We start from the raw sequence: 23,954 nt of genomic DNA on the forward strand, positions 1-23,954 counted from the left end.
ATTAGAGCAGATCGGTGATCGTCTTCAGACCGGCTTCGTACAACACGCCCGGCAGCATGCCACCGTCGTGCTCGATCGTGGTGCCGTTGACGAAGTCGGCCTCCCCGCCGGCCAGGAACACGCAGACCCTGCCGACCTCCGCCGGATCGCCCGCTCGCCGCAGCGGAACCGCGGCGAAATACCTTGCACCCGTTGGGTCGTCTTTGGGCAGCACGAACGACCGGAAGTTCTCGGTCATCGTCGGTCCCAGCGCGATGCAGTTGACCCGCACCTTGGGCCCCCACTCCTCGGCCAGCGAGCGGGTCAGATGGTTGAGGCCGCTCTTGGCCGCGCCGTAGGACACCAATGTCGGTGAGCCCGCCGGATGCCCGGCGCCGCTCGAGATGTTGATGATGCAGCCGACGCCGTCCTGGGTGCGCATCTGCCGGTAGGCGCGGATGGCGAACCACAGCGGGCTGATCAGGTTCATCTGCACCGCGAACGCATGGAACAGCGCCGTGCGCTCGTACTCGTCGTCGCTGGCGGGCGCACCCTGAATGCGTTGGACCAGTTCGGGGATGCTCTCGGCGTGCGGCGCCGGCACGGTACCCCCGGCGTTGTTCACCAGGATGTCGATCCGGCCGTGCTCGGCGACGACCTCGGCGACGAACGAGTCGATCGCGCGGTGGTCCCCCTGGTCGCACACCTTTTGGGAGGCCCGGACGGCCCAGTCGGGTTCCACGCCGGGAATGGTGTCGAGCCGCGAGCGCGAACAGCCGATGACGGTGGCGCCCGCGCGGAGCAGTTCGTGGGCGATCCCGACGCCGACTCCGCGGCTGGTTCCGGTGACGATCGCGACTTTGCCGTCCAGCACGCTCATGACGGGCCCTCCACTCGAAGCCGATGTTGACAGTCACTGTCAGCGGGTCATACTGTGCCAGTCCGGTCGTGGGCGTGTAAAGGCATGCAATTCGGAGGTCAGCAGATGAGTAGTCCGTCCAAGCTCCGCGTCATCCAGTGGGCCACGGGAGGAGTCGGCAAGGCGGCCATCGCGTGCGTGCTGAACCATCCGCAGCTGGAACTGGCCGGCTGCTGGGTGCACAGCGCCGAGAAGAACGGTGTCGACGTCGGCAGGATCCTCGGAACTCCAGACCTCGGTGTCACCGCCACTTCCAGCGCCGAGGAGATCCTGGCCACCGACGCCGACTGCGTCGTCTACAGCCCACTGGTGCCCAACGACGACGAGGTCATCGCGATCCTGCGGTCCGGCAAGAACGTCGTCACCCCGGTCGGTTGGGTGTACCCCGATCCCGGCAACCCGCGGCACCGGGCCGTCGCCGACGCCGCGGTCGAAGCCGGGGTGACCCTGCACGGCTCGGGAATCCACCCCGGCGGCATCACGGAACGATTCCCCCTCATGCTGTCCTCGCTGTCCGCGGCCGTCACCCACATCCGCGCCGAGGAGTTCTCCGACATCCGGACCTACAACGCCCCGGACGTCGTGCGTCACATCATGGGGTTCGGCGGCACGCCCGAGGAGGCCGTGCAGGGGCCCATGGCCGGCCTGCTCGACGCGGGCTTCAAACAGTCGGTCCGAATGATCGCCGACCACATGGGATTCCGCATCGACCCGAACATCCGGACCATCCAGGACGTCGCCGTGGCGACGGCCGACATCGACTACGCGCCGTTTCCGATCACCACCGGAAAGGTGGCCGCGCGCCGGTTCCGCTGGCAGGCGCTGGTGGACGGCGAACCCGTCATCACGGCGGCGGTCAACTGGCTGATGGGTGAGGAAAGCCTCGAGCCGGCCTGGAATTTCGGCGGGCGGGGCGAGCGGTTCGAGGTCGAGATCACCGGTGACCCCACCGTGAGCCTCACCTTCAAGGGCCTTCAACCCGAGACGATCGCCGAAGGGCTGGTGAAGAATCCGGGCGTGGTGGCCACGGCCAACCACTGCGTCAACGCCATCCCCGACGTCTGCGCCGCCGAGCCCGGCGTCAAGACCTATCTCGATCTGCCCCTGTTCGCCGGGCGCCCGGCTCCCGGCCTCGTCACGTCGTGACCTACAGCCACCCGTCGTCGATGCGCGGCCACGTCGCGATCGTCACCGGTGCCGCCCAGGGCGTGGGCAAGGGCACCGCCGCGGCGCTGCTCGAACGCGGTGCCGCGGTGCTGCTGGTCGACATCCAGGACGAGTTGCTGGGCGAGACGACCGCCGAGCTGTCGTCGCTGGGCCGTGTGGAGAAGCTGACCGCCGACCTGCGGGACCCGGCCAGCGCCCAACGGATCGTGACGGCCGCGGTCGACGCATTCGGTACGGTGCACGGCCTGGTGAACAATGCGATCGCCACCAACGAACCCAAGGCCTTCGTCGACATCACCACCGAAGACTTCGCGCTCGGTCACGACGTGGGGCCGCGGGCCACGTTTTTGCTGATGCAGGCGGTGCACCCCGTCATGGTCGCGGCGGGCGGCGGGTCGATCGTCAACCTCGGCTCCGGGACGGGCACGGGCGGCGAACCGAAATGGGGCGGGTATGCCGCCGCCAAGGAGGCCATCCGGGGCCTGTCGAAGGTGGCCGCCCTGGAGTGGGGGCGCGACAACATCCGGGTCAACGTCATCTGCCCGTTCGCCGAATCGGACGGTGTCAAGTTCTGGAAATCGTTCGCGCCCAAGGAGTACGACAAGGCCGTGAATCGTGTGCCGATGAAGCGCATCGGCGATGTCCGCACCGACGTGGGGGCGCTGGTGGCCTTCCTGCTCGGCGGCGATGCGACGTTCATCACCGGGCAGACCATTCACGTCGACGGTGGGATCGGCTGCTTCCGGTGACCTCTCCCGCCCGACCGCAATCGCTGCGCGACCGGCAGCGCGCACAGATCCGGGCCGACATCAGGCGCGCGGCGTTCCGGCTGTTCGTCGAACGCGGCTACGATACCGTGACGACGGAGGAGATCGCCGCTGCCGCAGGCGTTTCCCCCCGCACATTCTTCCGGCATGTGCCGACGAAAGAAGATCTGCTGCTTGCCCCCGTCCGCCATGGCGGCGCCGCGATCGTCAACCTGCTCGAGCAGCGGCCCGCCAACGAGTCGCCCGATGTCGCGCTGATCAACGCGATCGTCACGCGGACCCGGTCGTTCGAACAGGCCGACACCAACGAGTGGCGGGAGGCGCTGCTGGTGGCCCCCGACCTGCTCCGTAAGGTCACGGTCCACACGCCCGCCGACAAGGAACGCGCCGCCAAGCTGATCGCCGTGCGCATGGGGGTGAACCCCGACGCCGACCTCCGCCCCGGCCTCCTGGTCCAACTCGCCTTCGCGGCAGCCGATTTCGGGTTCCAGCAATGGGTGCGCCAGTCCGGCCGCCCGTGGCCGCTGGATCGCTACGTCACCGAGGCCCTCGAAGCCGTCAGGAGCCCGCACTGGAAGCGGAAGCGCGCCTGATCAACGCTGCGCCGCCTCGGGATTGGCGATCCGGATCGGGGCGCCGTCCAGCCAGGCGACCACCGCCTCCACGGTGTCGGAGTAGAAGGCACCGAGCATTTCGCGGGTGACGTACCCGAGGTGGGGCGACAGGGTCACGTTGGGGAGCCGGCGCAACGGATGATCCGGCGGCAGCGGCTCGACGTCGAACACGTCGAGCCCGGCGCCCGCGATGCGCCCTGTCTGCAGCGCACCGATCATCGCCGTCTCGTCGACGATCGGGCCCCGCGAGGTGTTGATCAGGTAGGCGTGCGGCTTCATGAGGGTCAGCTCTTCTTCGCCGACGAGACCGCGCGTGCGGTCCGAGAGCACGACGTGGATGGAGACCACGTCGGACTCGCCGAACAGCGCCGCCTTCTCGACGCGGCGGGCGCCGGCGGCCGCGGCGGCCTCCGCGGTCAGATTCTGGCTCCACGCGATGACCTCCATGCCAAAGACTTTCGCGTATTCAGCCATGCGCGTGCCGACCCGGCCGAGGCCGATCAGCCCGAGCGTCTTACCCGACAGCGTGACGCCCGTCGTCGCCTGCCAGGCGCCGTCACGCATGCGCCGGTGTTCTTCGGCCAGGTTGCGCACCGTGGCGATCAGCAAACCCCAGGCGAATTCCGGGGTGGCGTCGTGCACGGAACGGAACCTCGGATGGGCGAAGTCGGTGTGCGCGACGAGGATGCCCCGCTCGGTGGCCGCGGCCATGTCCAGGTTGGGCAGGCTCCTGCCGACGATGGTGATCAGCTTCAGGTTCGGCAGCCGTTCGAGCAGCGCCCTCGGCAGCGCCATCCGCTCGCGCAGGGTGCAGATCACGTCGAACGGCCGCAGCACCTCCGCGGCTTCCTCCTCGCCGAGATGCCGGTCGAAAACGGATATGCGCGAACGCGTTTGCACCGATGACCAGTCGGCGAGGCGTAGCGCCACGCCGGCGTAGTCGTCGAGTATCGCCACCTGCGGTCCGCGGTCACCCATGGTCCCATTCAAGCATCGACCACCGGTCCGGTGCCGCGTCGGCTACTCCTGGTCGTGCTCGCGGTCGGTCGGCGGGTTGCCGCATCGGGCACGGCGCTAGATCGCGTACTCGCGCGGCCGGTGCTGCACGGAAATCCACTGCTCGGTGGTGAACTCGTCGATGGCCCACCGACCGCCGAACCGGCCGACACCCGAAGATTTTTCACCGCCGAAGGCCGTGTTGGAGTCGTCGTTGACCGGCGAGTCGTTGACGTGGGTCATCCCCGCGTCGATCCGCCTGGCGAACCGCACCGCGCGCTCAACGTCGCCGCTGAACACCGCCGAGGACAGCCCGTATGAGGTGTCGTTGGCCAGGCGCAGGGCGTCGGATTCGTCGTCGGCGCGGATGACGGTCATCACGGGACCGAACACCTCTTCGCGCGCGGTGGCGACGCCGTTGCCCGCGGCGAGCACGTGTGGCGGCAGCGCTAGCCCGGTGGGTCCGAAAGGGTCTCCGCCACAGAGCAATTCGGCGCCGTCCGCGGCGGCCCGCGCGAGTTTGTCCCGAATCGACTCCAGTTGGGATTCGTTGATGATCGGCCCCAGCTGGGTCGCCGGGTCGGACGGGTCGCCGACCCGCAGCGCCTTTGCCCGCGCCACGAAGCGGTCGACGAACTCGTCGTAGACGCTGGCATCGGCGATGATGCGGTTGGCGATCATGCAGATCTGCCCCTGGTGGAAGAACGAACCGAAAATCGAGGCGTCGATGGCCCAGTCGAGGTCGGCGTCGTCGAGGATGACCACCGGGCCGTTGCCGCCGAGTTCCAGCGCCGTGCGCTTGAGGGCCGCCTTCTGCGCGATCCCCCGACCCACCTTGGTGGAGCCGGTGAACGAGACCACCTTGGGGACCGGATGTTCCACGATCGCGTCGCCGATCGCGGAACCCGAGCCGATCATGACCGACAGGACTCCCGGGGGCAGGCCGGCCTCTTGGAAGATCCGCGCCAGCAGCAGGCCACCGGTGACCGGAGTGTCACCGGCGGGCTTGAGGACCACCGCGTTGCCCACCGCCAGCGCGGGGGCGACCGAGCGGTTGGACAGCTGCATCGGGAAGTTCCACGGCGAGATGACGGCGACCACCCCAACGGCCTCGCGGTAGACGCGGCTCTCCTTGCCGGGTATGTCCGACGGCATGATCTTGCCCTCGACGTGGTGCGGCATGGCCGCCGCCTCCCATAACACCGATCGGGTGAGGCTCCACTCCAATTCGGCCTTGGCGACCGTGCCGCCGGTCTCACGGATCAGCCACTCGGTGATCTCGTCTTTGCGCCGCGTCATCACTTCGGCGGCCGACCGCATCACGCCGGCGCGCTCCACCGGGGGCTTTGCCGCCCACTGCGCCTGTGCGCGGGCCGCGGCGTCGTAGGCCTCGTCGAGGTCGTCGGCATTGGCCTGGGGGATTTCGATCAGCTTCTGCCCGCTCCAGGGATCGGTGTCCGCCCGGCTCTCGCCCGCCGACCCGGCGCGCCACTTGGTGCCGATCGGCATGGTGTTGAACGGCGCGTAGCGTCCGGTCACGGCGCCACCGCGATCTTGACGTGCGGCCCGGACTGTTGCTCGCGCCACGCCTGCGGGGCGTCCTCGAGCGAGTACCGGCGGGTGTCTATCCGAATCTCGCCCTCGACAGCATGTTTGGTGATCTCCGCGTAGCCCGCGCGCAGCACGTCGGGCCCCATGGCGTCATTGAGGTGGCCGACATGGGTGCGACCCGTCAGCGAACGAAACGGCACCTCAGCCGTCTCGCCGGCGCCTTCGCCGACGGTGATCAGCGTGCCGCCGTTGGCCGTGGCGTCCAGTGCGGCGATGAACGGCTTGCCGTAGACGAGGTCGAGCACCACGTCGTAGCCGTCACCGGCTTCCCGTCGCAGCGCTTCCGCGTCGTCGTCGCCGCCCAACCGCACCGTGGCGTCGGCACCCAGCTCTCGCGCCTTGTCTAATGCTTCCGGGTTGCGACCGGCGCCCACGACGCGTCCCGCGCCGAGCAGCTTGGCCGCTTGCACCGCGATGCGGCCCACCACCCCGGTCGCGCCGAGGATCAACACCGTTTCACCGCGCGACACGTCGGCGTGCCGGGTCAGCGGCAACCACGCGGCCAGGCCGGCGATGCCGCAGGCGACCGCGACGTCGTCATCGAGCCCGTCGGGGACGGGGAATGTCTTGGCCGGGTCGACGCGGCAGCGCTGCGCCCACGACCCGAACGGGTCCGGCGGCGCGTTGAAGTAGACGCGCTTGCCGTCCAGCGTGCCGACGCCCTCACGGCCGACCACCGACGGCACCGTCGGCCGACCCATCTTGCCGGACGCCAACAGGAGGTCCACCGGATTGCAGCCGGCCAGAACGACTTCGACGGTGTCGCCGTGCGGATCGCCCGATGGTTCATCGAAGTCGCGAACCTTCGGGATGTCCCCCGCCGCTTCCAAGACCGCCGCACGCATGGATCGCCTCCGTTTCGTTCGCGTCGTTGAAGTGCGCTCAAAGAGGGTTGCCGCCAACGGCCACGCGAAACCGCCGGCCGAACATCGGTCGCCGAACGTGCGATCGGGCGGAAAATGGGCACCTGGTAGTGATGAGCGTTGTCGTCATCGGCCAGATCGGGCGCGACCTGGTGCTGCGCACCGACGGCCCGCCAACCCCCGGCGACTCGACCGCAATCCTGCGGCGCAGCGAGTTGCTCGGCGGCAAGGGCGCCAATCAGGCGGTCGGCCTGGCCCAGCTCGGTGTCCCCGTCGCGCTCATCGGTGTGGTGGGCGACGACCACGCCGGTACTTCGGTGTTGCGGCAGGCGCAACGCGACGGGATCGGCGTCGGCGGTGTCCTCCGCCGGGGCACGACAGCGCTTTTGATCGATATCGTGGGCCGCCCGCCGGAGCGGCTGCTGCTCGAAGACGTGCCGGACAGCTCGCTGGTTTGCGTGGCCGACCTGGACCGTGCGGCCGCGTCCTGGGATGGCGCCGACACCGTCTCGATTCAATTGCAGCAACCGCCGGCCACCGCGCTGGAGGCCGCGCAGCGCGGACGGGGCCGGGGACTACGCGTGGTGGCCGACGGTGCGCCTGCGCCCCAGATTCGGGCCGACCTGCTCGCCTCGGTGGACGTGATCCGGGCGGATGCCACCGAAGCCTCGCTGATCGCCGGCCGGGACATCACCACGGTGCAAGAAGCCTTCGCCCTGGCCGACCACCTGTTGAACTGCGGCCCAGAACTGGTCGCCCTCGCGGTTCCCGGGGTGGGTGACCTGCTGGCGTGGGAAGGCGGCGGCGAGCTGTTCGAGTTCGCGGACGTCGAGGTGGTGGATCCCACCGGTGCGGGCGACGCGTTCGTGGCCGGGCTGATCTGCGCCCTGCGCGAGGGAGCGTCGCCGTCCCAAGCGGGCAGGCGGGCGTCGGCGGCCGCGAGCTCCACGGTGCAGCGCCTCGGCGGGCGGCCGGACCTGCGTGGGCTCACGACCTGATCGCGCGCCTTCTTCGCTTGCGACTGACCGTCGTCGGCCCGTTACGGGTGGACCGGCGCGACTCAGCCGCCACCACCACCGGCACCTCCACCACCGGCACCTCCACCACCGCCGGCACCACCGGCGGCGCCTCCACCATCCGCGCCGCTTCCGGCGCTGCCGCCGCCACCGTAAGTTCCGCCGGGAACGGGCGGTGGCGCGGGGGGCGCCGGGTTGGACGACGTAGGGACGGGCGGCGCCGCGGGCGCGCGGCTTGACAGTGTGTTCTCGCCAGCGCCGCCGCCAAAGGCGATCGCCAGGCCGAGTGTGGTGGCGCCACCGAGGAGCGCCAGGGCTTTTCTCGCTTCATGTTTCATGGTTGGCCGCGTACCCCGTATTGGCATGCGCAATCGGAGATTTGCGCGCAACCATGGTGACCGCCTCCCGGCCCATGCGGTCACTAGCAATTAGCACCGACTACGCAGCCGCTAGCTGGGACGTGCCCCGAACTGCCCGGAGGCGGCGTCGGGGACGGCGGGGCCGGGGGCGGGGGCGCCGGGCTGGACGTCGTGGGTACGCTCGGCGCCGCGGGCGCACCGCTTGCGGGCATCTGCGCGCCGCAGCCGGACAGGATCGTCAGCGCGGCGGCGCCGCCCAATGTCGCGATTGCCTTTCTCGCTTGCGTTTTCATCATCGTTTGCTCCTATTCGTGGTTGCCGGGGTGGTTCAGCCACCACCCGCGCCGCCCCCACCACCCGCGCCGGAGAGTCCGTTGCCGCGGCAGTAGTAGTAGGCGTCGCATTGTTGTCGCTGGGGGACCACCAACGGTGGTGGTGGCGCCGGCCTGGACGAAGTCGGCGGCGCCGGGGCCGCGGGCGCACCATTTACCGAAGCGCTTGCGCCCGTGGTGCAGCCGATTCCCAGACTGAGGACGGCGGCGCCACCGAGCACCGCGGCGGCCTTGCGCACACGAGATGCCATGAGATCCTCCTTATCTCGGCTCGTACTTTGTCGCGTACCCGCAATTCGCGGTCGCATTCACGAGCGAGAAGTCGAGGTGCGGATCCCCGTCACGTCAAGCCAGCGCGGGCAGCACCTTGTCGGTGAGCAACTGCACCGACTTCCACGCCTCGTCGACGGGCATGCCACCGACCAGCGGGTGCATCACCAGCGGCCCGTAATTGTCTGCCTCGCGCACCTCGGCGATCAACTCGTCGGGAGTCAGAAAGCGGTACCGGCCCGACGCCCTGACCTCGTCCAGCGTCTGCACTCCCGGCAAATGCATGAGGGAGCGTTGATCGGTCGACCACCCGCCGTAAGTGACCGCCTCCCAAAGAATGTGGTCACCGAGTTCCGCCCACGCCCGGTCCGGGTCCTCGTGCAGGAAGATCATCCCGCGGTTCACCGGCCCCGGCATGAGGATGAGCGGCGTCATGCCGGCGTCGGCGCACAGATCGCGGTAGTAGGCGGCGATGTCGGGCAGGTGGTCGGCCAGGCTGAGCGGCAGCCGGAAGCGCACCGCCCGTCTCGCCGTGGCACGCGCGCCGCCGCCGACGTACAGCGGCGGATGTGGCCGGCTCCAGGTGCCGGTGCACACTCCCGCGTCGGCATCGGCTCCGGACCACACCGACAGCATTCGCTCCAGCAGGCGGTCCATCAAGGCACCGCGGTGAGCGAAATCGGCCCCCAGCGCGCCGTATTCGACGGTGCGGTAGCCGAGGCCCACCGTGGTGTGCAGCCTTCCCCGGCTCATGTTGTCGACCAGCGCGATGTCTTCGGCGAGCCGGACCGGATTCCACAGCGGGCCGAGCGCGCAGTCGACGCTGGCGATCAGCGTCGAGGTGCGGGCCAGGAACATCGCAGCCGCCATGATGGGATTGCAGCTCCACCCGTGGCCGGTCGCGTGATGCTCGTCGACGCTGACGGAGGTCACGCCGTGCGACTCTCCCCATTGCGCCAGTTCGAGGGCGGCGGACAGCAGCGCGCTCTGGGTTCGGGGTTCGCCCTGCGGGGAGGCGAAGTTGAAGCGCAGCACCGACAACAGCACGTCACGCCTCCCCCGGGCCGGCCATCGACTCCAGGAAGGCAGGGAAGTCGGGAAACAGCGAGCGGTCGACGATCTCGATGCGGGCGCCGAAATCGTTTGTGTAGTAGGCGAACAGCCCCAGATCGGAACCGGGCACGTCCGCGGTCATCTCGAGGGTGAAGCCATTGGCCTCCAGCGCGCGTGCGCTCTCGGACAGGTTGTCACTGAAGTAGCCCAGGTGGTGGACGGCGTTGCCCGGAGCGGCCGTCCACGGGCTGCCGGGCACCTCCTGCACGAGTTCGACGTGGGGGCTCTGCAAGGAGTAGACGATCGTCGAGGTCAGCTCGCGGACGCCGGTGGGCGTGCGAAACGGCAACGTGTAGCTCATCGGGGTGATCCACCGGTAGCCGGCAAGCGCGCTCAGCCGGCTCATGGCCGCGCCGAGATCGGGCACGATGATGCCGGTGTGATAGAAGTCCTCCGGGCGCAACGCAATTGCCATGTCTTTCCTGGGCTCTCAGACGCAGTCCGACGCGGCGTCCACGACGAACACCGCGCCGCTGGTGTAGCTGCTCTGCTCGGTGCACAGGAAGGCGATGGTCGGGGCGATCTCTGAGACGGAGCCGAATCGACGCAACGGGATGTGCGCCAGCTCGGACTCGACCAACTCGGCCGAACCCAGCATGGGCGCGGTCATCGGGGTTTCGATCGCGCCCGGCGCCACCGCGTTTACCCTGATCCCCTTGCCCGCCCACTTGACGGCGAGATTCCGTGTGACACAGATGATCCCGGCCTTGGCAGCGCCGTAGCCGGGGACCAAGGGAACCGCCCGCAGCGCGGACATCGACGCCAGGTTCACCACGCTGGCGCCGCCGGCCGCGGTCGACGCCTTCAACGCGCGGTAGAGGCCGACCGTCAACCGGTACGGTCCGGTGAGGTTCAGCGCGACCGACGCCTCGAACCCGTCCGGCTTCGATTCGTCAAGGCCGCCGGGAAAATTGGCGCCGGCATTGTTGACCAGTACGTCGAGGCTGGTGAACTCCTCCGCCAAGGCGTCGACCGAATCGGGGTCGCTGATCCGTAGTTGGTGGTAGTCCATGCCGGACAGGTCGGCCGCGTAGTCGTCGGCCGCCGGTTTGGTCCCGGTGACGGCGACGCGGGCCCCCGCGTCGCGGAACAGGAGCGCGGTGGCATGCCCGATCCCGCTGGTGCCGCCGGTGATCAGAGCCGTGGTCCCGGTGAAGTCGAAGCTCACGCGCGCCGTCATGAATTCCTCGCTATCTGGTGTCTCAGCCAGGCGCTTTCCCAGAAGTTCGTGCTGCCGGCCAGCAGTTCTTCATGGGCGTCGCGCAGTAAGGCGCGCGCCCCGGCGTGGTCGGAACCCACCAGCTCGGCCAGATGGATGGCCTGCAGCGGACGGCCGGCGCTGAGGTGGCCCCGCGCCCGGTCCACCAATGCGTCCGCCCCGGCCAGCTCGACGATGTCGGCGGCGACGGCGTCGAAACCGACCGGGTAGAGCTCGGTCGTCGACTCGTGGTGAAACCAGCCGGAATAGTTCTCCCAGATGGCCCGCACGTCCCAGGCCACCTTCCCATATCCCTGTCCCACTTCGCATTCCGCGGGCAAGACGATCTCGCGCATCAGGGTGCGCACGTCCTTGCCGGCGTTCATCCCCGCCACGGTCTGGTCGTGCACGTAGCGGATCGCGTCGCGCAATCGGGTCAGCTCGGCGTGGATGCGGTCGGCACCGGCGATAGGGTCGAAGTGTCCGGTGACCAGGAGCTCGGGCCGCAGGTCGCGCACCCGCTCGACCGACGCGACGGCGGTCAACGCGTCACGATACCGGTCGCCGCGCATGGTGACCAGGTTGGGGATGTGCCCGAACAGCGGACCGAAGACGTTGCCGCACAGGCAGATCCGCTCGGCGGGCAGCCACACCACCAGCGAGTCGGTGGTTTCGCCGCCCGGAACGGAGATCAGCTCCATCCGCCGGCCGCCCACCTCCAGGTCCAGGGTGTCCTCGAAGTCGAGGTCGACGACGGGAGCGCTCTGGCCGGCCAACCGGGTGCTACCCAGGCGCCGCTGGATCGCCTGGATGCCGCTCGTCAGGGTGTCCCTGAACGCGAAGGCGCTGCGGCTGGCGCGGTAGGGGATGAGGCGTTCGTTGTCGTCGCGCCACAGCGTCCAGTTCGCCTGCGCGACGACGGTGGTGTCCGGGTCGCGGACGCTGTCCAGACCCCCGACGTGGTCGACGTGGCCCTGGGTGAGGATGACGTAGCGGACCGGCGAGGCGTCGACCGCGTCGAAGTTCGCGCGATGCACCGGGCCCTCGAAGCCCATGCCGGTGTTGACGATCACCCGGCCTTCACCTGTGGTGAGCAGGTACGAATTCGACAGTCCCGGTGAGCACCACAGCCCGGGGGCGATCTCCTCGGCCCGGTCGGCGGCCGCGGGCCGCATGGCGTCGGCGCCGGGCCTGCTGCGGTAGGCCGGTTCGAAGCTCACGCCGGCGAGCCCCTTCCGCTAGGCCTCGGCACGGACGTCGAACCTGTCGAAGTAGAAGCCGAAACGCGCGCGTAACTCGTCGGCGGTGATGCCGAAGTGCCGGTGCAGGTCGTAGTGGATGCGGCCGTGTTTGCCGCGCGGATTGCCGTCCAGGTAGGCCTGAAAGCGCGCGCGGACCTTGGCGGTCAGTTCGACGCCGCCGCAACGGTAAAGCCGCTCGAGCACCGGCATCTCGTTGCCGTTCAGTTCGTGGAAGCTGACGTCGATGCTGCGTTCGGCCGGCACCAGGTCGCGGTCGCGCACGCAGGCGCCGAGCAGCCGGTGCACCCGGTCGCTCCAATAGCCCAGCAGCCAGTCCGGCTCGATGCTCGTTCGGCGCAGCCGATCGGAGTAGGCCATCATCGTGATCGCCGACTGGATCACCGCGACGGGATCGCGGTGCGTGAAAGCCACGGTGGCGTCGGGAAACGTCGCCATCAGCGGGCCGAGCTGCTCGCAGTGCTGGGGGCTTTTCAGCACCCAGGTCCGCGGACCGCGCAGGAAGGTCAGCGCCTGCAGCACCCTCTTCAGGTATGCGTAGTGCCGGGTTTGGTCCAGTCCCAGGTAGTAGTCGCGCCAATCCGGCACCCGCGCATGCCATTCCAGGACGTAGGCGGCGAAGTCGAGGTCGAGCAGCTCGACTTCCTCCTCGATGGCCTCGGGGAATCGGTCGTGCATGGCGGCCACCACCGGAGCGCTCGCCATCAGGGCGTCGTGCTCGGATTTGGCGCGCGCGTATCGCGGGTCGACGCCGGAGATGCCTGGGCCGTCGCCGCGGGCGGGAAGGGGTTCCTGGCTCTCCCAGTACGGCAAGGCACGCCGGCGCGGGTCGGCCGCGATGAGGTTCACCAGGTGGGTGGTGCCCGATCGGGGCATCCCGACGACGATGAACGGGTTCTCGATCGGGATCGCCTCTATTTCGGGATACCGCTTGAGGAGTTCGGTCAGGGATAACCGGTTGCGCAGCAGCCGCACGACGCGCTGTCGCAGCGACGAGCGCGTGAGCTGGCGCAGTCCCTCGTCGGCCTCGATCGCGGCGACGTGCGCGGCGAGCCGGTCAGCAAAGCCGTCGACGTCGTCGAGATCGTCGACGCCCGCCTGACTCTCCGCCTCCGCGCGCATCCGGTCGAGGTCGAAGTCGACGCGTCTGGCCTCGGTGAATTCCAGGATCTGGCGTTGGACGTCGGTCAGTTCGGGCGCGGTCAGGTCGTCGAAGTCGATGTCATCAACGGCAGAGCCCACCGGATCCTCTTTTCGACGTGTCGTCGCAAGAGACTATGACACAGCCGCCGAACGCCGGGGCGTCCCTACAGGTTCGCCAAGTCGTCCGGCACGTCGACCTTGTGCTCCTGCAACGCCTCGAGGGGCACCACCTCGAGGGTGCGCTCGTGCGTGGAGGCCAGCACGACCGGCGCGGCGCAGCCGTCCTGGTGCGCACGAAGCCAGTTCAGCGCCGTGACGCACCAGCGGTCGCCGGGCAGCAGGCCGGGGAACCGGTATTCGGGGACCGGAGTCAGCAGGTCATTGCCGATCGAACGCTGGTGCTCCAGGAACTCCGTCGTCATGACCGCACAGATCGTGTGCCGGCCGAGGTCCTCGGGCCCCGTCGAGCAGCAACCGTCGCGGTAGTAGCCGGTGAGTGGCTCCGTGCCGCACGGTTCCAACGGACCGCCTAACACGTTTCGATCGGGCACGGATTCAGTATCGCGCTCCCGGGGGTGAAGTTTGAAGCAAATTTGCCGTCTGCGCCGGGGCGAATTTGCCCGGCCCCGATGCGGGCCGGCCATCCCGCGATGCGGTGGGCGGCCGGCGGACGGACGCCGCGCCCGGCGGCGGGTGACGGGCGGGTAACAATTACCACGTCAAGCTGGCGCGACGCGCTGAGCAAATCCCGGGGAATTCGCCGGGAAAATTTATCGTCACATCGTGCAACGAAGAACGGCCCTCAAGCTGCCGCTTCTGCTGGCGGCGGGCACCGCGCTGGCGCGAGCGCCGCGCGCCTCTGCCGAGGAGGCGGGACGGTGGCCCGCCGACCGCGCGAACCGCTGGTACCAGGCACAGGGTTTCCTCGTCGGATCGAACTACATCACCTCCACAGCCATCAACCAGCTCGAGATGTTCCAGCCCGACACCTACGACCCGCGGCGCATCGACACCGAGCTCGGGTGGGCCAGGTTCTACGGGCACAACACCGCCCGGGTGTTCCTGCACGATCAGCTGTGGGCCCAGGACCAGCGCGGCTTCCAGACGCGGCTCGCGCAGTTCGTCGGCATCGCCGCGCGCCATCGCATCAAACCGCTGTTCGTCTTCTTCGATTCGTGCTGGGATCCGGCGCCCCGGGCGGGACGGCAACGCGCACCGAGGCCGGGGGTGCACAACTCCGGCTGGGTGCAGAGCCCGGGCGCCGAACGGCTCGGCGACCCCCGTTACGCCGGCGTCATGCGCGACTACGTCACCGCCGTGTTGACCCAGTTCCGCAACGACGATCGGATTCTGGGTTGGGATTTGTGGAACGAGCCGGACAACCCGGCCCGGCAGTACAAGAACGCCGAACGCAGCGACAAGGATCAGCTGGTCGGCAACCTGCTCCCCCAGGTTTTCCGCTGGGCACGCGCGGTCGATCCCAGCCAGCCCCTGACCAGTGGCGTGTGGCGCGGAGACTGGGGACAACCCCAGGGCCGCAGCGCAATCAGCGATATTCAGCTCGCCAACGCCGACGTGATCACGTTCCACTCCTACGCCGACCCCGCGGGATTCGAATCGCGGATCGGCGAGCTCGCCCCGCTGGGCCGGCCGATCCTGTGCACCGAGTACATGGCCCGGCCGCGGGGCAGCACCATCGAGGGAATTCTCCCGGTGGCCAAGCGCCACAACGTCGGTGCCATCAACTGGGGCCTGGTCGCCGGCAAGACGCAGACCTACTTCCCCTGGGAATCGTGGGATCACCCGTACACCGCGATCCCGAAAGTCTGGTTCCACGACCTGCTCCGGCCCGACGGCCGGCCCTTCCAGGACACCGAAGCGCTGACGACCCGCAAGCTGGCGGGTTCCCAAGCTTGAGCCGGCTGTCGGATGACCTGATTTCGGTCGTTTGGCGGCGGGAAGGCCCAACCGGTGGCGTGCATCGGCAAGGACTTACGGAGCTGCGAAGTCACCCACCACGGTCATTTTGTTCCCGTCAGTGGCGGTGGCGAAGCCGGCCGCTGTGAAAGCGCAGTTCACCATGATCCCTTGGTGTGGGGGGCTTTGCCTCCACGAGTCGAGGGCCTGCATGGGATTCGCTGCTGATCCAGTGCCCCAATAGACAATCTCACCCGTGGCCGGGGGCCTGGTGTAGCCGGCGTCTGCGATGCGCATCCGCGGCGAAGAGCCGTCGGAACCGATGTGGCCGCTTAAGCCGGTGCGCAGCATATCGTCGGCGTGCCGCTGAGCCGCCGCCCTCAGGCGCGGGTCGTCCGTGAGTGGCCCGCAGGGCTGACGCAGCCCGTTGACGCCGCTGTACAGGACAGCGGCGGAATCGTCTGCGTGCGCGACCAATTCAGCGTCGGCGCTGGGAACCGCGAAGAGGACACCACAAAAACAGAGGACGACGAGTTCGACGTTCTTCGTCATGTGGCCTCTTGCCGCGCGCCTCGGAGTTGTCGGTAAGACGATGCTATCCCCTACGACCGAGCATGGCCCAAGCATCGCGTGGAACCAGATTGGGCCTTCGGCGGTAGTGGGCTTTCGCGAGAACCTTGCCGAAAAAGGCGACTCGCAGTCAGCCGTCGCCGGCCGGTCCGGAATTCGGGATTAATGGATGAAGTTGAATGTGATCGCGATCACGTCGGCTTTTGCTATGCTCCGGCCATGGCGCTCCAGGGTCAAGAGCGCGACGTTCGTCGCCTGCTTCTTCGCAAAGTCAACCAGAAGTATGCGCAATACATTCACGAGTATATCTACCAGCGGTTTTTGTACCGCTACTTAACCCGTCGGCTCACCGCGAACGACGTCGTGTTCCTCAACTACGGCTACGAAGAGGACCCGCCGATGGGGGTGCCGCTTTCCCCTCCCGACGAGGCCAACCGGTTCCCCATCCAGCTTTACCACCGGACGGCGGCGCAGGTCGACCTCCACGGTAAACGGGTGCTGGAGGTCGGCTGCGGCCACGGCGGTGGCGCCTCCTACCTCATGCGCACGTTTCGCCCGGCGTCATATACGGGACTGGATTTGAACTCGGACGGCATTGAATTTTGCCGGCAAAGGCACAACGTGGCCGGCCTGAAGTTCGTACAAGGCGACGCGGAGAATCTGCCTTTCCCCGACGAATCCTTCGACGTGGTGATCAATATCGAATCCTCACACCTTTACGCTCAGTTTCCCCGCTTTCTGACAGAGGTCGCGCGCGTGCTGCGCCCGAACGGGCATTTTCTATACGCGGATTTTCGCCTCACCGAAGGACTTGCCGCGTGGGAGGCGCAATTGGCTGATGCGCCGATGCGGATCCTGTCGCAGAGGGTGATCAGTTCCGAAGTCATGCGCGGGATGGAGAAGAATTCGCAATGGTGGGCGGCGACGATCAATAGGGTTGCGCCTGCGGTCGGGCACAACTTTGCCGTGGTCCGTGGCCACCGGCTCGTGTGGGGAACGTACCAGGGCCTGAAGAGCGGGGGGCCCTTGGAATACCGGATGTACTGTTTTGCGAAGGCCTGAGGCGCTCGCCGCGCGGGGACGGCGGCGCCGCGGTGAGGCAAGCGACCGATGTGCAAGAACGCCGTAGAGGCGTTGGCGGTGGCGGAGGGATTTGAACCCTCGGACGGTGTTAGCCGTCACACGCTTTCGAGGCGTGCTCCTTAGGCCGCTCGGACACGCCACCGCCGAGCAGCTTACCGAACCGCAGCCCCCTCACCCCAATCGCTGCCGGGCGAAGAAGGCCTCCAGTGGCGCGGCGCACTCTTCGGCGAGAACGCCGCCCCGCACTTCCGGGCGATGGTTGAGCCGCCGGTCACGGACCACGTCCCACAGCGAGCCGACGGCACCCGTCTTGGGCTCCCACGCGCCGAACACCAGCCGGCCGACGCGGGCCAGGACCAGCGCGCCGGCGCACATGGTGCACGGTTCGACGGTGACCGCCAGCGTGGCGCCCTCCAGCCGCCAGCCGTCGCCGAGCACGCCGGCCGCCGCCCGCAGCGCCAGGATCTCGGCGTGCGCGGTGGGATCGCCCAGGGCTTCCCGGGCGTTGACCGCGCGGGCCAGTTCGGTTCCGTCGGCGCCGACGACCACCGCGCCGATGGGCACGTCCCGGGGACCGGCCGCCGCGGCGACCGCCAACGCGGCCCGGATCAGGTCTTCGTCGCCGATCACCGACGGAGCCTGCTGGCGGCGACCCGCTGAGCGATCACCGACCGATGCGGTCGATCACCGCCGACAGCTGGTCCGCGAAACCCATCTCCCTGGCGATGCGGCCGAGCTGCTCGTCCGCGTACAGGTCGGCCTCGTCGAGGATGACGCCCAGCACCGCCTCGGGCAGCCCGATATCGGCCAGCAATCCGAGGTCGCCCTCCTCGAACGGGTCGGAGTCCTCCAGGTCCTCGGGGTCGATGTCGGCATCCAGTTTGTCCAGCACTTCGGCGGCGATGTCGTAGTCGAGGGCGGCGGTGGCGTCCGACAGCAGCAGCCGGGTGCCCGACGGCGCCGGGCGCACGATCACGAAAAACTCGTCGTCCACGTCGAGCAGCCCGAACACGGCGCCCGCGCTGCGCAATTCCCGCAGCTCCGTCTCCGCGGCCTTGAGGCTCATCAAAGATTTCCGAGCCATCGGGGCACAACGCCACTGGCCCTCTTCGCGCACGACCGCGACGCCGAAACCGTCCGGGATATCGGCGGACAGGCCTTGGGCTGGGGCCCGTTGTGCTCCCATGGCCGCTTACGGTAGTCCCAGACCACGCCCTGTGACCAGATGGAGCGCGAGCGGGGCAACATCTGGCCGTACCGTCGGCGCCGGACTGTGCCAACCTTGATCTGTGGCTAGCCCTGTTTCTCAACCACCGGTGTGTGTGCTCGGGCTGGGGCTGATCGGGGGATCGATAATGCGTGCCGCCACGGCGGTGGGCCGCGATGTGTTCGGTTACAACCGGTCGGTCGAGGGCGCGCAGGGAGCCGTCGCCGACGGTTTCGACGCCACCACCGACCTGACCGCGACGCTGACCCGCGCCAGTGACGCCGGCGCGCTGATCGTTCTGGCCGTGCCCATGCCGGCGATGGCCGGCATGCTCACCCACATCGCCGAGCTGGCCCCGGACTGCCCGTTGACCGACGTGACCAGCGTCAAACGGGCGGTGCTCGACGAGGTCGTCGCGGCCGGTCTGCGGGAACATTTCGTCGGCGGTCACCCGATGGCGGGCACAGCTCATTCGGGTTGGGCCGCCGGCCACCCGGGCCTGTTCACCCGGGCGCCATGGGTGGTCAGCGTCGACGACCACGTCGACCCCGCGGTGTGGTCGATGGTGATGACGCTGGCGCTGGACTGCGGCGCGGTGGTGGTGCCGGCCAAGTCCGACGACCACGACGCCGCGGCCGCCGCCATCTCCCACCTGCCGCACCTGCTGGCCGAGGCGCTGGCCGTCGTCGCCGGCGAAGTCCCGCTGGCATTCGCGCTGGCCGCCGGATCGTTCCGCGACGGGACGCGGGTGGCGGCCACCGCCCCGGACCTGGTCCGGGCGATGTGCGAGGGCAATTCCGACCAGCTGCTGCCGGCGGCCGACCGGGTCATCGAGCTGCTCAGCCGGGCCCGCGAGTCGCTGGTCGCGCACAATACGGTCGCCGAACTGGTCGAGGCCGGCCACGCCGCCCGCACGCGTTACGACAGCTTCCCGCGTTCCGACATCTTCCATGTCGTCATCGGCAGCGAGGACTGGCGCGAGGAGCTGGCCGCCGCCGGCCGGGCGGGCGGGGTGATCAGATCCGCTCTGCCAACCCTGGATAGTCGACGATGAACCCCTCTTCGTCGACGCTCACCGTGGTGTCGGCGACCGGCGAGCGCAGCTTGATGCCGTCGAGGCCACCGGCGCAGGTGTAGGTCACGAGGTCCGCGGTGATGGACATGTCGGGCAGGTGGACGTAGACGACCGGCAACGCGACCGAGTCGGCCCGCTCGTGGAGGCCGAGCCGCCGGATGGGCAGGGCGTTGAAGAACGGGCTGAACACGACATCGACGTCGAGCGCGCCGTTGTACGCCGCGCGGTGCTCGCCCTGATGGTCGGTGACCAACCACATGTTCTCTTCGTCACGGGCGATGGACAGCACGCGCTCGCGTTCGGCGAGCGTGACCGTCATCCCGAGCCGCTTGGTGGCCCCGGTCTCGTCGGTCTGCAGGTCGTAGTACGCGCCGAAGGCCGGGTTGGTTGCGGTAGCGGCGGCGACGATGCGGCCGTTCGCCCGGATTCTCTTGCCGGACACCTGGATTCGTACAGATTCCATCCGCGATACGTCCTGTGCACGCCAGGTGAGCATCGCCTGCCACACGCGCCGAGCCGAATCAGAGGAATCTGTGTTCACTCATCTACCGTAAATCGTGCCCGTGAACCGTGAGAGACGTGTCCGGTAAGTGTGGCGCAGTCGACCCGTGCCCGGGACCGACGCCCAGACCGTCACCGCCAGCAGCCCGTCCAGCGCGAGCGCCAATGCGGCCACCAGCAGGGCCCCGACCAGGGCGAGGTAAAACTCGCGCTCCTTGATTCCGTCGATGAGATATCTGCCCAGCCCACCGAGGCTGGCGTAGGCGGCGACGGTCGCGGTGGCGACCACTTGCAGCGTCGCGCTGCGCAAACCGCCGAGGATCAACGGCATCGCGTTGCGCGCCTCCACCCACAGCACCTGCGCCTCCGTCATGCCCATCGCTCGCGCGGCGTCGACCACGGCCGGCTCGACGTTGGCGATTCCGGCATAGGTGCCGGCCAGCAGCGCCGGGACACCCAGCAGCATCAGCGCCACCAGCGGCGGCCCCAGGCCCAGCCCGAACAACAGCGTCCCGAGCAGCAGCACGCCCAGCGTCGGCAGCGCGCGCAACCCGTTGACCGCGCCCACCACCAGCAGCGTCCCGCGTCCGGTGTGGCCGATGATGAGTCCGGCGGGGACGGCGATCAGGGCCGAGGCGCCCACCGCGATTGCGGTGTACTCGAGATGCTCCAGGATGCGCGCGGCGATGCCCACCGGCCCGGTCCAGTTGTCGACGGTGAGCAGGTACGAAATGGCGCCCTGCACGAAATTCATCGCGCGCCACCCACGATCGGGGCCATCACCGACCGCCGGCGGGGCGTGCGCGCGGCGCGTTCCCAGGGCGTGACGAGGCGGCCGGCCGCCACGATCAACGCGTCGATCACGATCGCCAGCACGAAAAGCGCGACGATGCCGGCCAGAATCTGGTCGCTCTTGTTGGTCTGGTAGCCCTCGGTGAACCAGGTGCCCAGCCCACCGATCCCGATCACCGAGCCCACCGAGACCATCGCGATGTTAGTGACCACCACCACCCGAAGCCCGGCCACCAGAACCGGGATGGACAGCGGCAGTTCGACTTTCAGCATGCGGGCGACCGGTGGATAACCGACGGCGGTGGCGGCGTCGCGCACCTGGGCCGGCACCGCGTCCAGCGCCTCGAGCACCGCCCGCACCAGCAGCGCCGCGGTGTAGGCGGTGAGCGCGACCATCACGTTGGCCTCGTCGAGGATGCGGGTCCCGATGATCATCGGCAGCACCACGAACAGCGCCAGCGACGGGATGGTGAACACGACGCTCGCAGTCGCGGTCGTCAGCCGGCGGGCGACCGGTGCGCGCCGAACCGCCGCGCCCAGTGGGACGGCGAGGGCCAACCCGACCAACACCGGCACCAACGAGAGCCGCAAATGGACGACGGTCAGCGCCCAGGCGTCGTCGAGGTGGGTGAGCAGGTAGTGCATCCGTCACTCCCCCCGCCGGGCGTCCACCGCGGCCAGCACGTCGCCGGCCAGCACCCCACCGATCACCTTGCCGCCGGCGTCGACGGCGACGCCCACGCCCGACGGCGACGACAGCGCCGCGTCGAGCGCCTGGCTGAGGTTGCCGCCGGGACGAAACAGCGAGCCGACGCCGCTCATGCTGTCCGCCAGCGGAACACCGGCGCGATGCCGTTCCCGGCCCTCGGCGTCGATCCAGCCCACCGGCGCGCCGGCGCCGTCCACCACCACCGCCCAGCCGTCGGCCGGCCCGGCCGCGGACAGGTCGTCCGCCGGGATGCGCTCGACGTCATGCAGCGGCAAGCCGGCCGCATCGATGAGTTGCAGCCACCGATACCCGCGGCCGAGGCCGATGAACCTCGCCACGAAGTCGTTGGCCGGCCGCGAGAGCAGCCGGGCGGGCTCGTCGTACTGCTGCAACGAGCCGGCCCGGAACACCGCGACCTGGTCCGCGAGCTTGAGCGCCTCGTCGATGTCGTGGGTGACGAAGACGATCGTCTTGTGCAATTCGCTTTGCAGACGCAGGATTTCGTTCTGCAGGTCGAGGCGGACCACCGGGTCGACGGCGGAGAACGGCTCGTCCATCAGCAGGATGGGCGGGTCGGCGGCCAGCGCGCGCGCCACGCCGACGCGTTGCTGTTCGCCACCGGACAACTGTGCGGGGTAGCGGGTGGCGAGCCTGGTGTCCAGCCCGACCCGCTCGAGCACCCCGTAGGCGGCGGCGCGGGCCGCCCGGCGGGACTGCCCCTTGAGCACCGGAACCGTTGCGACGTTGTCGATCACCCGCAGGTGCGGCATCAGGCCGGCATGCTGGATGACGTAGCCGATCCCGAGGCGCAGCCGCACCGGGTCGAGGGTGGACACGTCCACCCCGTCGACGGCGATCGCGCCGGAGGTCGGCTCGATCATGCGGTTGATCATCCGCAGCGCCGTGGTCTTGCCGCTCCCCGACGAACCCACGAAGACGGTCAACTTCCCGGTGGGGATCGACAGGCTCAGCCGGTCCACCGCGGTGGTCCCGTCGGTGAAGGCCTTGCTGACGTCGTCGAAGACGATCATTGCCCCACCGGATGGTTCAACCCGTTGTCGCGCAGCCAGTTCCGCGCGGCCTGATCGGGGTCGATACCGGAGTTACCGGCCACCGCGGCGTTGAGCCCCGCGACCCCGGAGGTGGTCAGCCTCCCCGAGACGGCGTCCAGCACCTCCTTGAGCCGGTCCGACTTCTTCTGCGAATTGACCAGCGGCACAATGTTGCCGGCCAGGAAGTTTTGCTCCGGGTCGTCGAGCACCACCAGATGGTTCTGCGGGATGGCGGGCGACGTGGTGAAAACGTTGGCGGCGTTGACCCGTCCCTCCAGCAGCGCGCGCACCGTCACGGCGCCGCCGCCGTCGTCGATGGCGACGAAATTGCCCGGCCGGATGTCAAGTCCGTACTTCTGCCGCAGCCCCGGCAGCCCGGACGGCCGGTTCGCGAACGCCGACGGCGCACCGAACCGCACGTCCGCCGAATGAGCGGCCAGGTCGGCGATTGTCCTCAGCTTCCAGGAATTCGCGGTCCCGCCCGTCACGGTCACGGTGTCGGTGTCACTGGCCGGCGAGGGTGTGAGGATCGCCAGGTCGCCCGGGAGCCTGCGGTCGAGCTCCAGCTCAACGGCGTCGAGCAGGGTCGCCGTCGACTCGGGCGCGAAATAGAGCAGCAGGTTGCCGATGTACTCGGGCACCAGGTCGATGGAATGGTCCTTCAACGCTGGAATGTACGTTTCCCGGCTGCCGATCCCCATTCGACGTCCCACCTCGAAGCCGTTGGTCTGCAACGCTTGTGCGTAAATCTCGGCGATGATCTGTGACTCCGGGAAGTCGCCGGAACCCACGACGATGTTCCTGGGGTTGCGGACCTCGGCGCCCAGCGGGTCGGCACTGCTGCACGCCGCCAGCGCACATATCGCCGTGAGCCACACCGCCGCTCGGATGACCGCGCGGCGCGCGCGCGACGGCATCCCCATACCGCCGACACTAACGCCAGAAGCACGCGGGCGCCGCGACCGAGCGGTCCGGTTGCGCGGTTTGGTTTCATTCTGTGCCGGATGGGACAAAGATGACACTATGAGCAGCCACCCCCCTGCCTCGCCCGGCCAGCCGCCCAACAAGCCCGTCGCAACGCCCAAGCCCGCCGCGCCGCCCAAGCCGGGCCCGGCGCCCAAGGAACCGGCGATCGGGTTCACCCGCGCCGGGGCGCTGTGGTCGTCCCTGATCGCCGGCTTCCTGATCCTGATTCTGCTGCTGATCTTCATCACCCAGAACACGGCAACGACGGCGTTTACGTTCCTGGGCTGGCACTGGAGCCTGCCGCTGGGGGTGGCGATCCTGCTGGCGGCGGTGGTCGGTGGCCTGATCACGGTGGCGGTCGGCACAGCGCGGATCCTGCAGCTGCGCCGCGCCGCGAAGAAGCACCACGCGGCCTCTTCGCGCTAGCCGATCGAGTGTGCGCTGCGGTCGCCGGCCGTGCGCCCCGGTCGGGAAAA

At 68.8% G+C, this 23,954-nt stretch carries 27 protein-coding genes, 1 tRNA gene and 1 pseudogene; 8 read left to right on the top strand and 21 right to left on the bottom strand.

What is annotated here, in order from left to right; all coding sequences use genetic code 11:
- Position 1: 1 nt before the first annotated feature.
- A complete protein-coding gene (locus tag HMPREF0591_RS02110) occupies positions 2-859 on the bottom strand; it encodes an SDR family NAD(P)-dependent oxidoreductase (protein WP_007166741.1) in 858 nt (285 codons plus the stop codon).
- Between the two features lie 105 nt (positions 860-964).
- On the opposite strand from HMPREF0591_RS02110, the gene HMPREF0591_RS02115 reads away from it, so the two are divergent.
- From HMPREF0591_RS02115 to HMPREF0591_RS02125, 3 genes are read left to right on the top strand one after another with little or no spacing between them, the layout of a single operon-like run.
- Positions 965-2,044, top strand: coding sequence for an NAD(P)H-dependent amine dehydrogenase family protein (locus tag HMPREF0591_RS02115; RefSeq protein ID WP_040620933.1), 1,080 nt, complete (start codon positions 965-967; stop codon positions 2,042-2,044).
- A complete protein-coding gene (locus tag HMPREF0591_RS02120; RefSeq protein WP_007166743.1) occupies positions 2,041-2,814 on the top strand; it encodes an SDR family NAD(P)-dependent oxidoreductase in 774 nt (257 codons plus the stop codon). The genes HMPREF0591_RS02115 and HMPREF0591_RS02120 overlap by 4 nt, the downstream gene beginning before the upstream one ends.
- Positions 2,811-3,425, top strand: coding sequence for a TetR/AcrR family transcriptional regulator (locus tag HMPREF0591_RS02125; protein ID WP_007166744.1), 615 nt, complete (start codon positions 2,811-2,813; stop codon positions 3,423-3,425). Before HMPREF0591_RS02120 ends, HMPREF0591_RS02125 begins: the two co-directional genes overlap by 4 nt.
- Here the strand turns inward: HMPREF0591_RS02125 and HMPREF0591_RS02130 are convergent, their stop codons facing one another.
- From HMPREF0591_RS02130 to HMPREF0591_RS02140, 3 genes are all read right to left on the bottom strand, one after another.
- A complete protein-coding gene (locus HMPREF0591_RS02130) occupies positions 3,426-4,424 on the bottom strand; it encodes a D-2-hydroxyacid dehydrogenase family protein (RefSeq protein ID WP_007166745.1) in 999 nt (332 codons plus the stop codon).
- Positions 4,425-4,520: 96 nt separating this feature from the next.
- Positions 4,521-5,981 carry an aldehyde dehydrogenase family protein gene (locus HMPREF0591_RS02135; protein WP_007166746.1) on the bottom strand — a complete coding sequence of 487 codons (1,461 nt, stop codon included), beginning with the start codon at positions 5,979-5,981 and terminating at the stop codon, positions 4,521-4,523.
- A complete protein-coding gene (locus HMPREF0591_RS02140; RefSeq protein WP_007166747.1) occupies positions 5,978-6,898 on the bottom strand; it encodes a quinone oxidoreductase family protein in 921 nt (306 codons plus the stop codon). Before HMPREF0591_RS02140 ends, HMPREF0591_RS02135 begins: the two co-directional genes overlap by 4 nt.
- A 131-nt stretch (positions 6,899-7,029) precedes the next feature.
- On the opposite strand from HMPREF0591_RS02140, the gene HMPREF0591_RS02145 reads away from it, so the two are divergent.
- Positions 7,030-7,914 (top strand): ribokinase, encoded by an 885-nt coding sequence (locus HMPREF0591_RS02145; protein WP_007166748.1) that lies wholly within the window; start codon positions 7,030-7,032, stop codon positions 7,912-7,914.
- Here the strand turns inward: HMPREF0591_RS02145 and HMPREF0591_RS34345 are convergent.
- The 8 genes from HMPREF0591_RS34345 to HMPREF0591_RS02185 all read right to left on the bottom strand — a co-directional run bounded on the left by HMPREF0591_RS34345 (position 7,904) and on the right by HMPREF0591_RS02185 (position 14,157).
- Positions 7,904-8,083 carry a hypothetical protein gene (locus HMPREF0591_RS34345; protein ID WP_040620937.1) on the bottom strand — a complete coding sequence of 60 codons (180 nt, stop codon included), beginning with the start codon at positions 8,081-8,083 and terminating at the stop codon, positions 7,904-7,906. The genes HMPREF0591_RS02145 and HMPREF0591_RS34345 overlap by 11 nt on opposite strands.
- Positions 8,084-8,619: 536 nt before the next feature.
- Positions 8,620-8,874, bottom strand: coding sequence for a hypothetical protein (locus tag HMPREF0591_RS32075; RefSeq protein WP_007166750.1), 255 nt, complete (start codon positions 8,872-8,874; stop codon positions 8,620-8,622).
- A gap of 94 nt (positions 8,875-8,968) precedes the next feature.
- The gene (locus HMPREF0591_RS02160; protein ID WP_007166751.1) at positions 8,969-9,940 is read right to left on the bottom strand and encodes an LLM class flavin-dependent oxidoreductase; all 972 of its coding nucleotides are present in this window, start codon (positions 9,938-9,940) and stop codon (positions 8,969-8,971) included.
- A 1-nt stretch (position 9,941) separates the two neighbouring features.
- Positions 9,942-10,421, bottom strand: coding sequence for a VOC family protein (locus tag HMPREF0591_RS02165; RefSeq protein WP_007166752.1), 480 nt, complete (start codon positions 10,419-10,421; stop codon positions 9,942-9,944).
- A gap of 15 nt (positions 10,422-10,436) precedes the next feature.
- Entirely contained in the window at positions 10,437-11,186 is a 750-nt protein-coding gene (locus HMPREF0591_RS02170) for an SDR family NAD(P)-dependent oxidoreductase (protein WP_007166753.1), read from the bottom strand.
- Complete coding sequence (locus HMPREF0591_RS02175) at positions 11,183-12,379, bottom strand: MBL fold metallo-hydrolase (protein WP_050790003.1); 1,197 nt, start codon at positions 12,377-12,379, stop codon at positions 11,183-11,185. The genes HMPREF0591_RS02170 and HMPREF0591_RS02175 overlap by 4 nt, the downstream gene beginning before the upstream one ends.
- A 63-nt stretch (positions 12,380-12,442) precedes the next feature.
- Positions 12,443-13,705, bottom strand: coding sequence for a sulfotransferase family protein (locus tag HMPREF0591_RS02180; RefSeq protein WP_007166755.1), 1,263 nt, complete (start codon positions 13,703-13,705; stop codon positions 12,443-12,445).
- A gap of 65 nt (positions 13,706-13,770) precedes the next feature.
- Positions 13,771-14,157 carry a DUF2237 family protein gene (locus HMPREF0591_RS02185; protein WP_007166756.1) on the bottom strand — a complete coding sequence of 129 codons (387 nt, stop codon included), beginning with the start codon at positions 14,155-14,157 and terminating at the stop codon, positions 13,771-13,773.
- A 232-nt stretch (positions 14,158-14,389) separates the two neighbouring features.
- Between HMPREF0591_RS02185 and HMPREF0591_RS02190 the strand changes: the two genes are divergently transcribed.
- Positions 14,390-15,523, top strand: coding sequence for a glycoside hydrolase 5 family protein (locus tag HMPREF0591_RS02190; protein ID WP_007166757.1), 1,134 nt, complete (start codon positions 14,390-14,392; stop codon positions 15,521-15,523).
- 75 nt (positions 15,524-15,598) lie between these two features.
- On the opposite strand, the gene HMPREF0591_RS02195 is transcribed toward HMPREF0591_RS02190, so the two are convergent.
- Entirely contained in the window at positions 15,599-16,075 is a 477-nt protein-coding gene (locus HMPREF0591_RS02195; protein WP_007166758.1) for a CAP domain-containing protein, read from the bottom strand.
- 237 nt (positions 16,076-16,312) lie between these two features.
- Between HMPREF0591_RS02195 and mtf2 the strand changes: the two genes are divergently transcribed.
- Positions 16,313-17,155: a fatty-acid O-methyltransferase Mtf2 gene (mtf2, locus tag HMPREF0591_RS02200; protein WP_007166759.1), complete on the top strand. Its 843-nt coding sequence runs from the start codon at positions 16,313-16,315 to the stop codon at positions 17,153-17,155.
- 73 nt (positions 17,156-17,228) lie between these two features.
- Here the strand turns inward: mtf2 and HMPREF0591_RS02205 are convergent.
- The 3 genes from HMPREF0591_RS02205 to HMPREF0591_RS02215 all read right to left on the bottom strand — a co-directional run bounded on the left by HMPREF0591_RS02205 (position 17,229) and on the right by HMPREF0591_RS02215 (position 18,362).
- Positions 17,229-17,318, bottom strand: a tRNA-Ser gene (locus tag HMPREF0591_RS02205).
- A 29-nt stretch (positions 17,319-17,347) separates the two neighbouring features.
- The gene (locus tag HMPREF0591_RS02210; RefSeq protein WP_007166760.1) at positions 17,348-17,806 is read right to left on the bottom strand and encodes a nucleoside deaminase; all 459 of its coding nucleotides are present in this window, start codon (positions 17,804-17,806) and stop codon (positions 17,348-17,350) included.
- Positions 17,807-17,840: 34 nt separating this feature from the next.
- Positions 17,841-18,362 carry a tRNA adenosine deaminase-associated protein gene (locus tag HMPREF0591_RS02215; protein WP_007166761.1) on the bottom strand — a complete coding sequence of 174 codons (522 nt, stop codon included), beginning with the start codon at positions 18,360-18,362 and terminating at the stop codon, positions 17,841-17,843.
- Positions 18,363-18,492: 130 nt separating this feature from the next.
- Between HMPREF0591_RS02215 and HMPREF0591_RS02220 the strand changes: the two genes are divergently transcribed.
- Positions 18,493-19,437: a prephenate dehydrogenase gene (locus tag HMPREF0591_RS02220; RefSeq protein WP_083212494.1), complete on the top strand. Its 945-nt coding sequence runs from the start codon at positions 18,493-18,495 to the stop codon at positions 19,435-19,437.
- Here the strand turns inward: HMPREF0591_RS02220 and HMPREF0591_RS02225 are convergent.
- The 5 genes and pseudogenes from HMPREF0591_RS02225 to HMPREF0591_RS02245 form a co-directional block, all read right to left on the bottom strand.
- The gene (locus HMPREF0591_RS02225) at positions 19,400-19,954 is read right to left on the bottom strand and encodes a putative glycolipid-binding domain-containing protein (protein ID WP_007166763.1); all 555 of its coding nucleotides are present in this window, start codon (positions 19,952-19,954) and stop codon (positions 19,400-19,402) included. The two genes, HMPREF0591_RS02220 and HMPREF0591_RS02225, sit on opposite strands and share 38 nt — an antisense overlap.
- A gap of 45 nt (positions 19,955-19,999) precedes the next feature.
- Positions 20,000-20,713 (bottom strand): ABC transporter permease, encoded by a 714-nt coding sequence (locus HMPREF0591_RS02230; protein WP_007166764.1) that lies wholly within the window; start codon positions 20,711-20,713, stop codon positions 20,000-20,002.
- On the bottom strand, positions 20,710-21,396 hold the full coding sequence (locus tag HMPREF0591_RS02235) for an ABC transporter permease (protein WP_007166765.1): 687 nt from the start codon (positions 21,394-21,396) through the stop codon (positions 20,710-20,712). Before HMPREF0591_RS02235 ends, HMPREF0591_RS02230 begins: the two co-directional genes overlap by 4 nt.
- A pseudogene (locus HMPREF0591_RS02240) lies at positions 21,354-22,491 on the bottom strand (ABC transporter ATP-binding protein). Before HMPREF0591_RS02240 ends, HMPREF0591_RS02235 begins: the two are co-directional and overlap by 43 nt.
- Complete coding sequence (locus tag HMPREF0591_RS02245; protein WP_007166767.1) at positions 22,488-23,435, bottom strand: ABC transporter substrate-binding protein; 948 nt, start codon at positions 23,433-23,435, stop codon at positions 22,488-22,490. The pseudogene HMPREF0591_RS02240 and the gene HMPREF0591_RS02245 overlap by 4 nt, the downstream one beginning before the upstream one ends.
- A 100-nt stretch (positions 23,436-23,535) precedes the next feature.
- Between HMPREF0591_RS02245 and HMPREF0591_RS02250 the strand changes: the two genes are divergently transcribed.
- A complete protein-coding gene (locus HMPREF0591_RS02250; RefSeq protein WP_007166768.1) occupies positions 23,536-23,904 on the top strand; it encodes a LapA family protein in 369 nt (122 codons plus the stop codon).
- Positions 23,905-23,954: the final 50 nt, after the last annotated feature.

Source organism: Mycobacterium parascrofulaceum ATCC BAA-614 (assembly GCF_000164135.1).
Lineage (GTDB): Bacteria > Actinomycetota > Actinomycetes > Mycobacteriales > Mycobacteriaceae > Mycobacterium > Mycobacterium parascrofulaceum.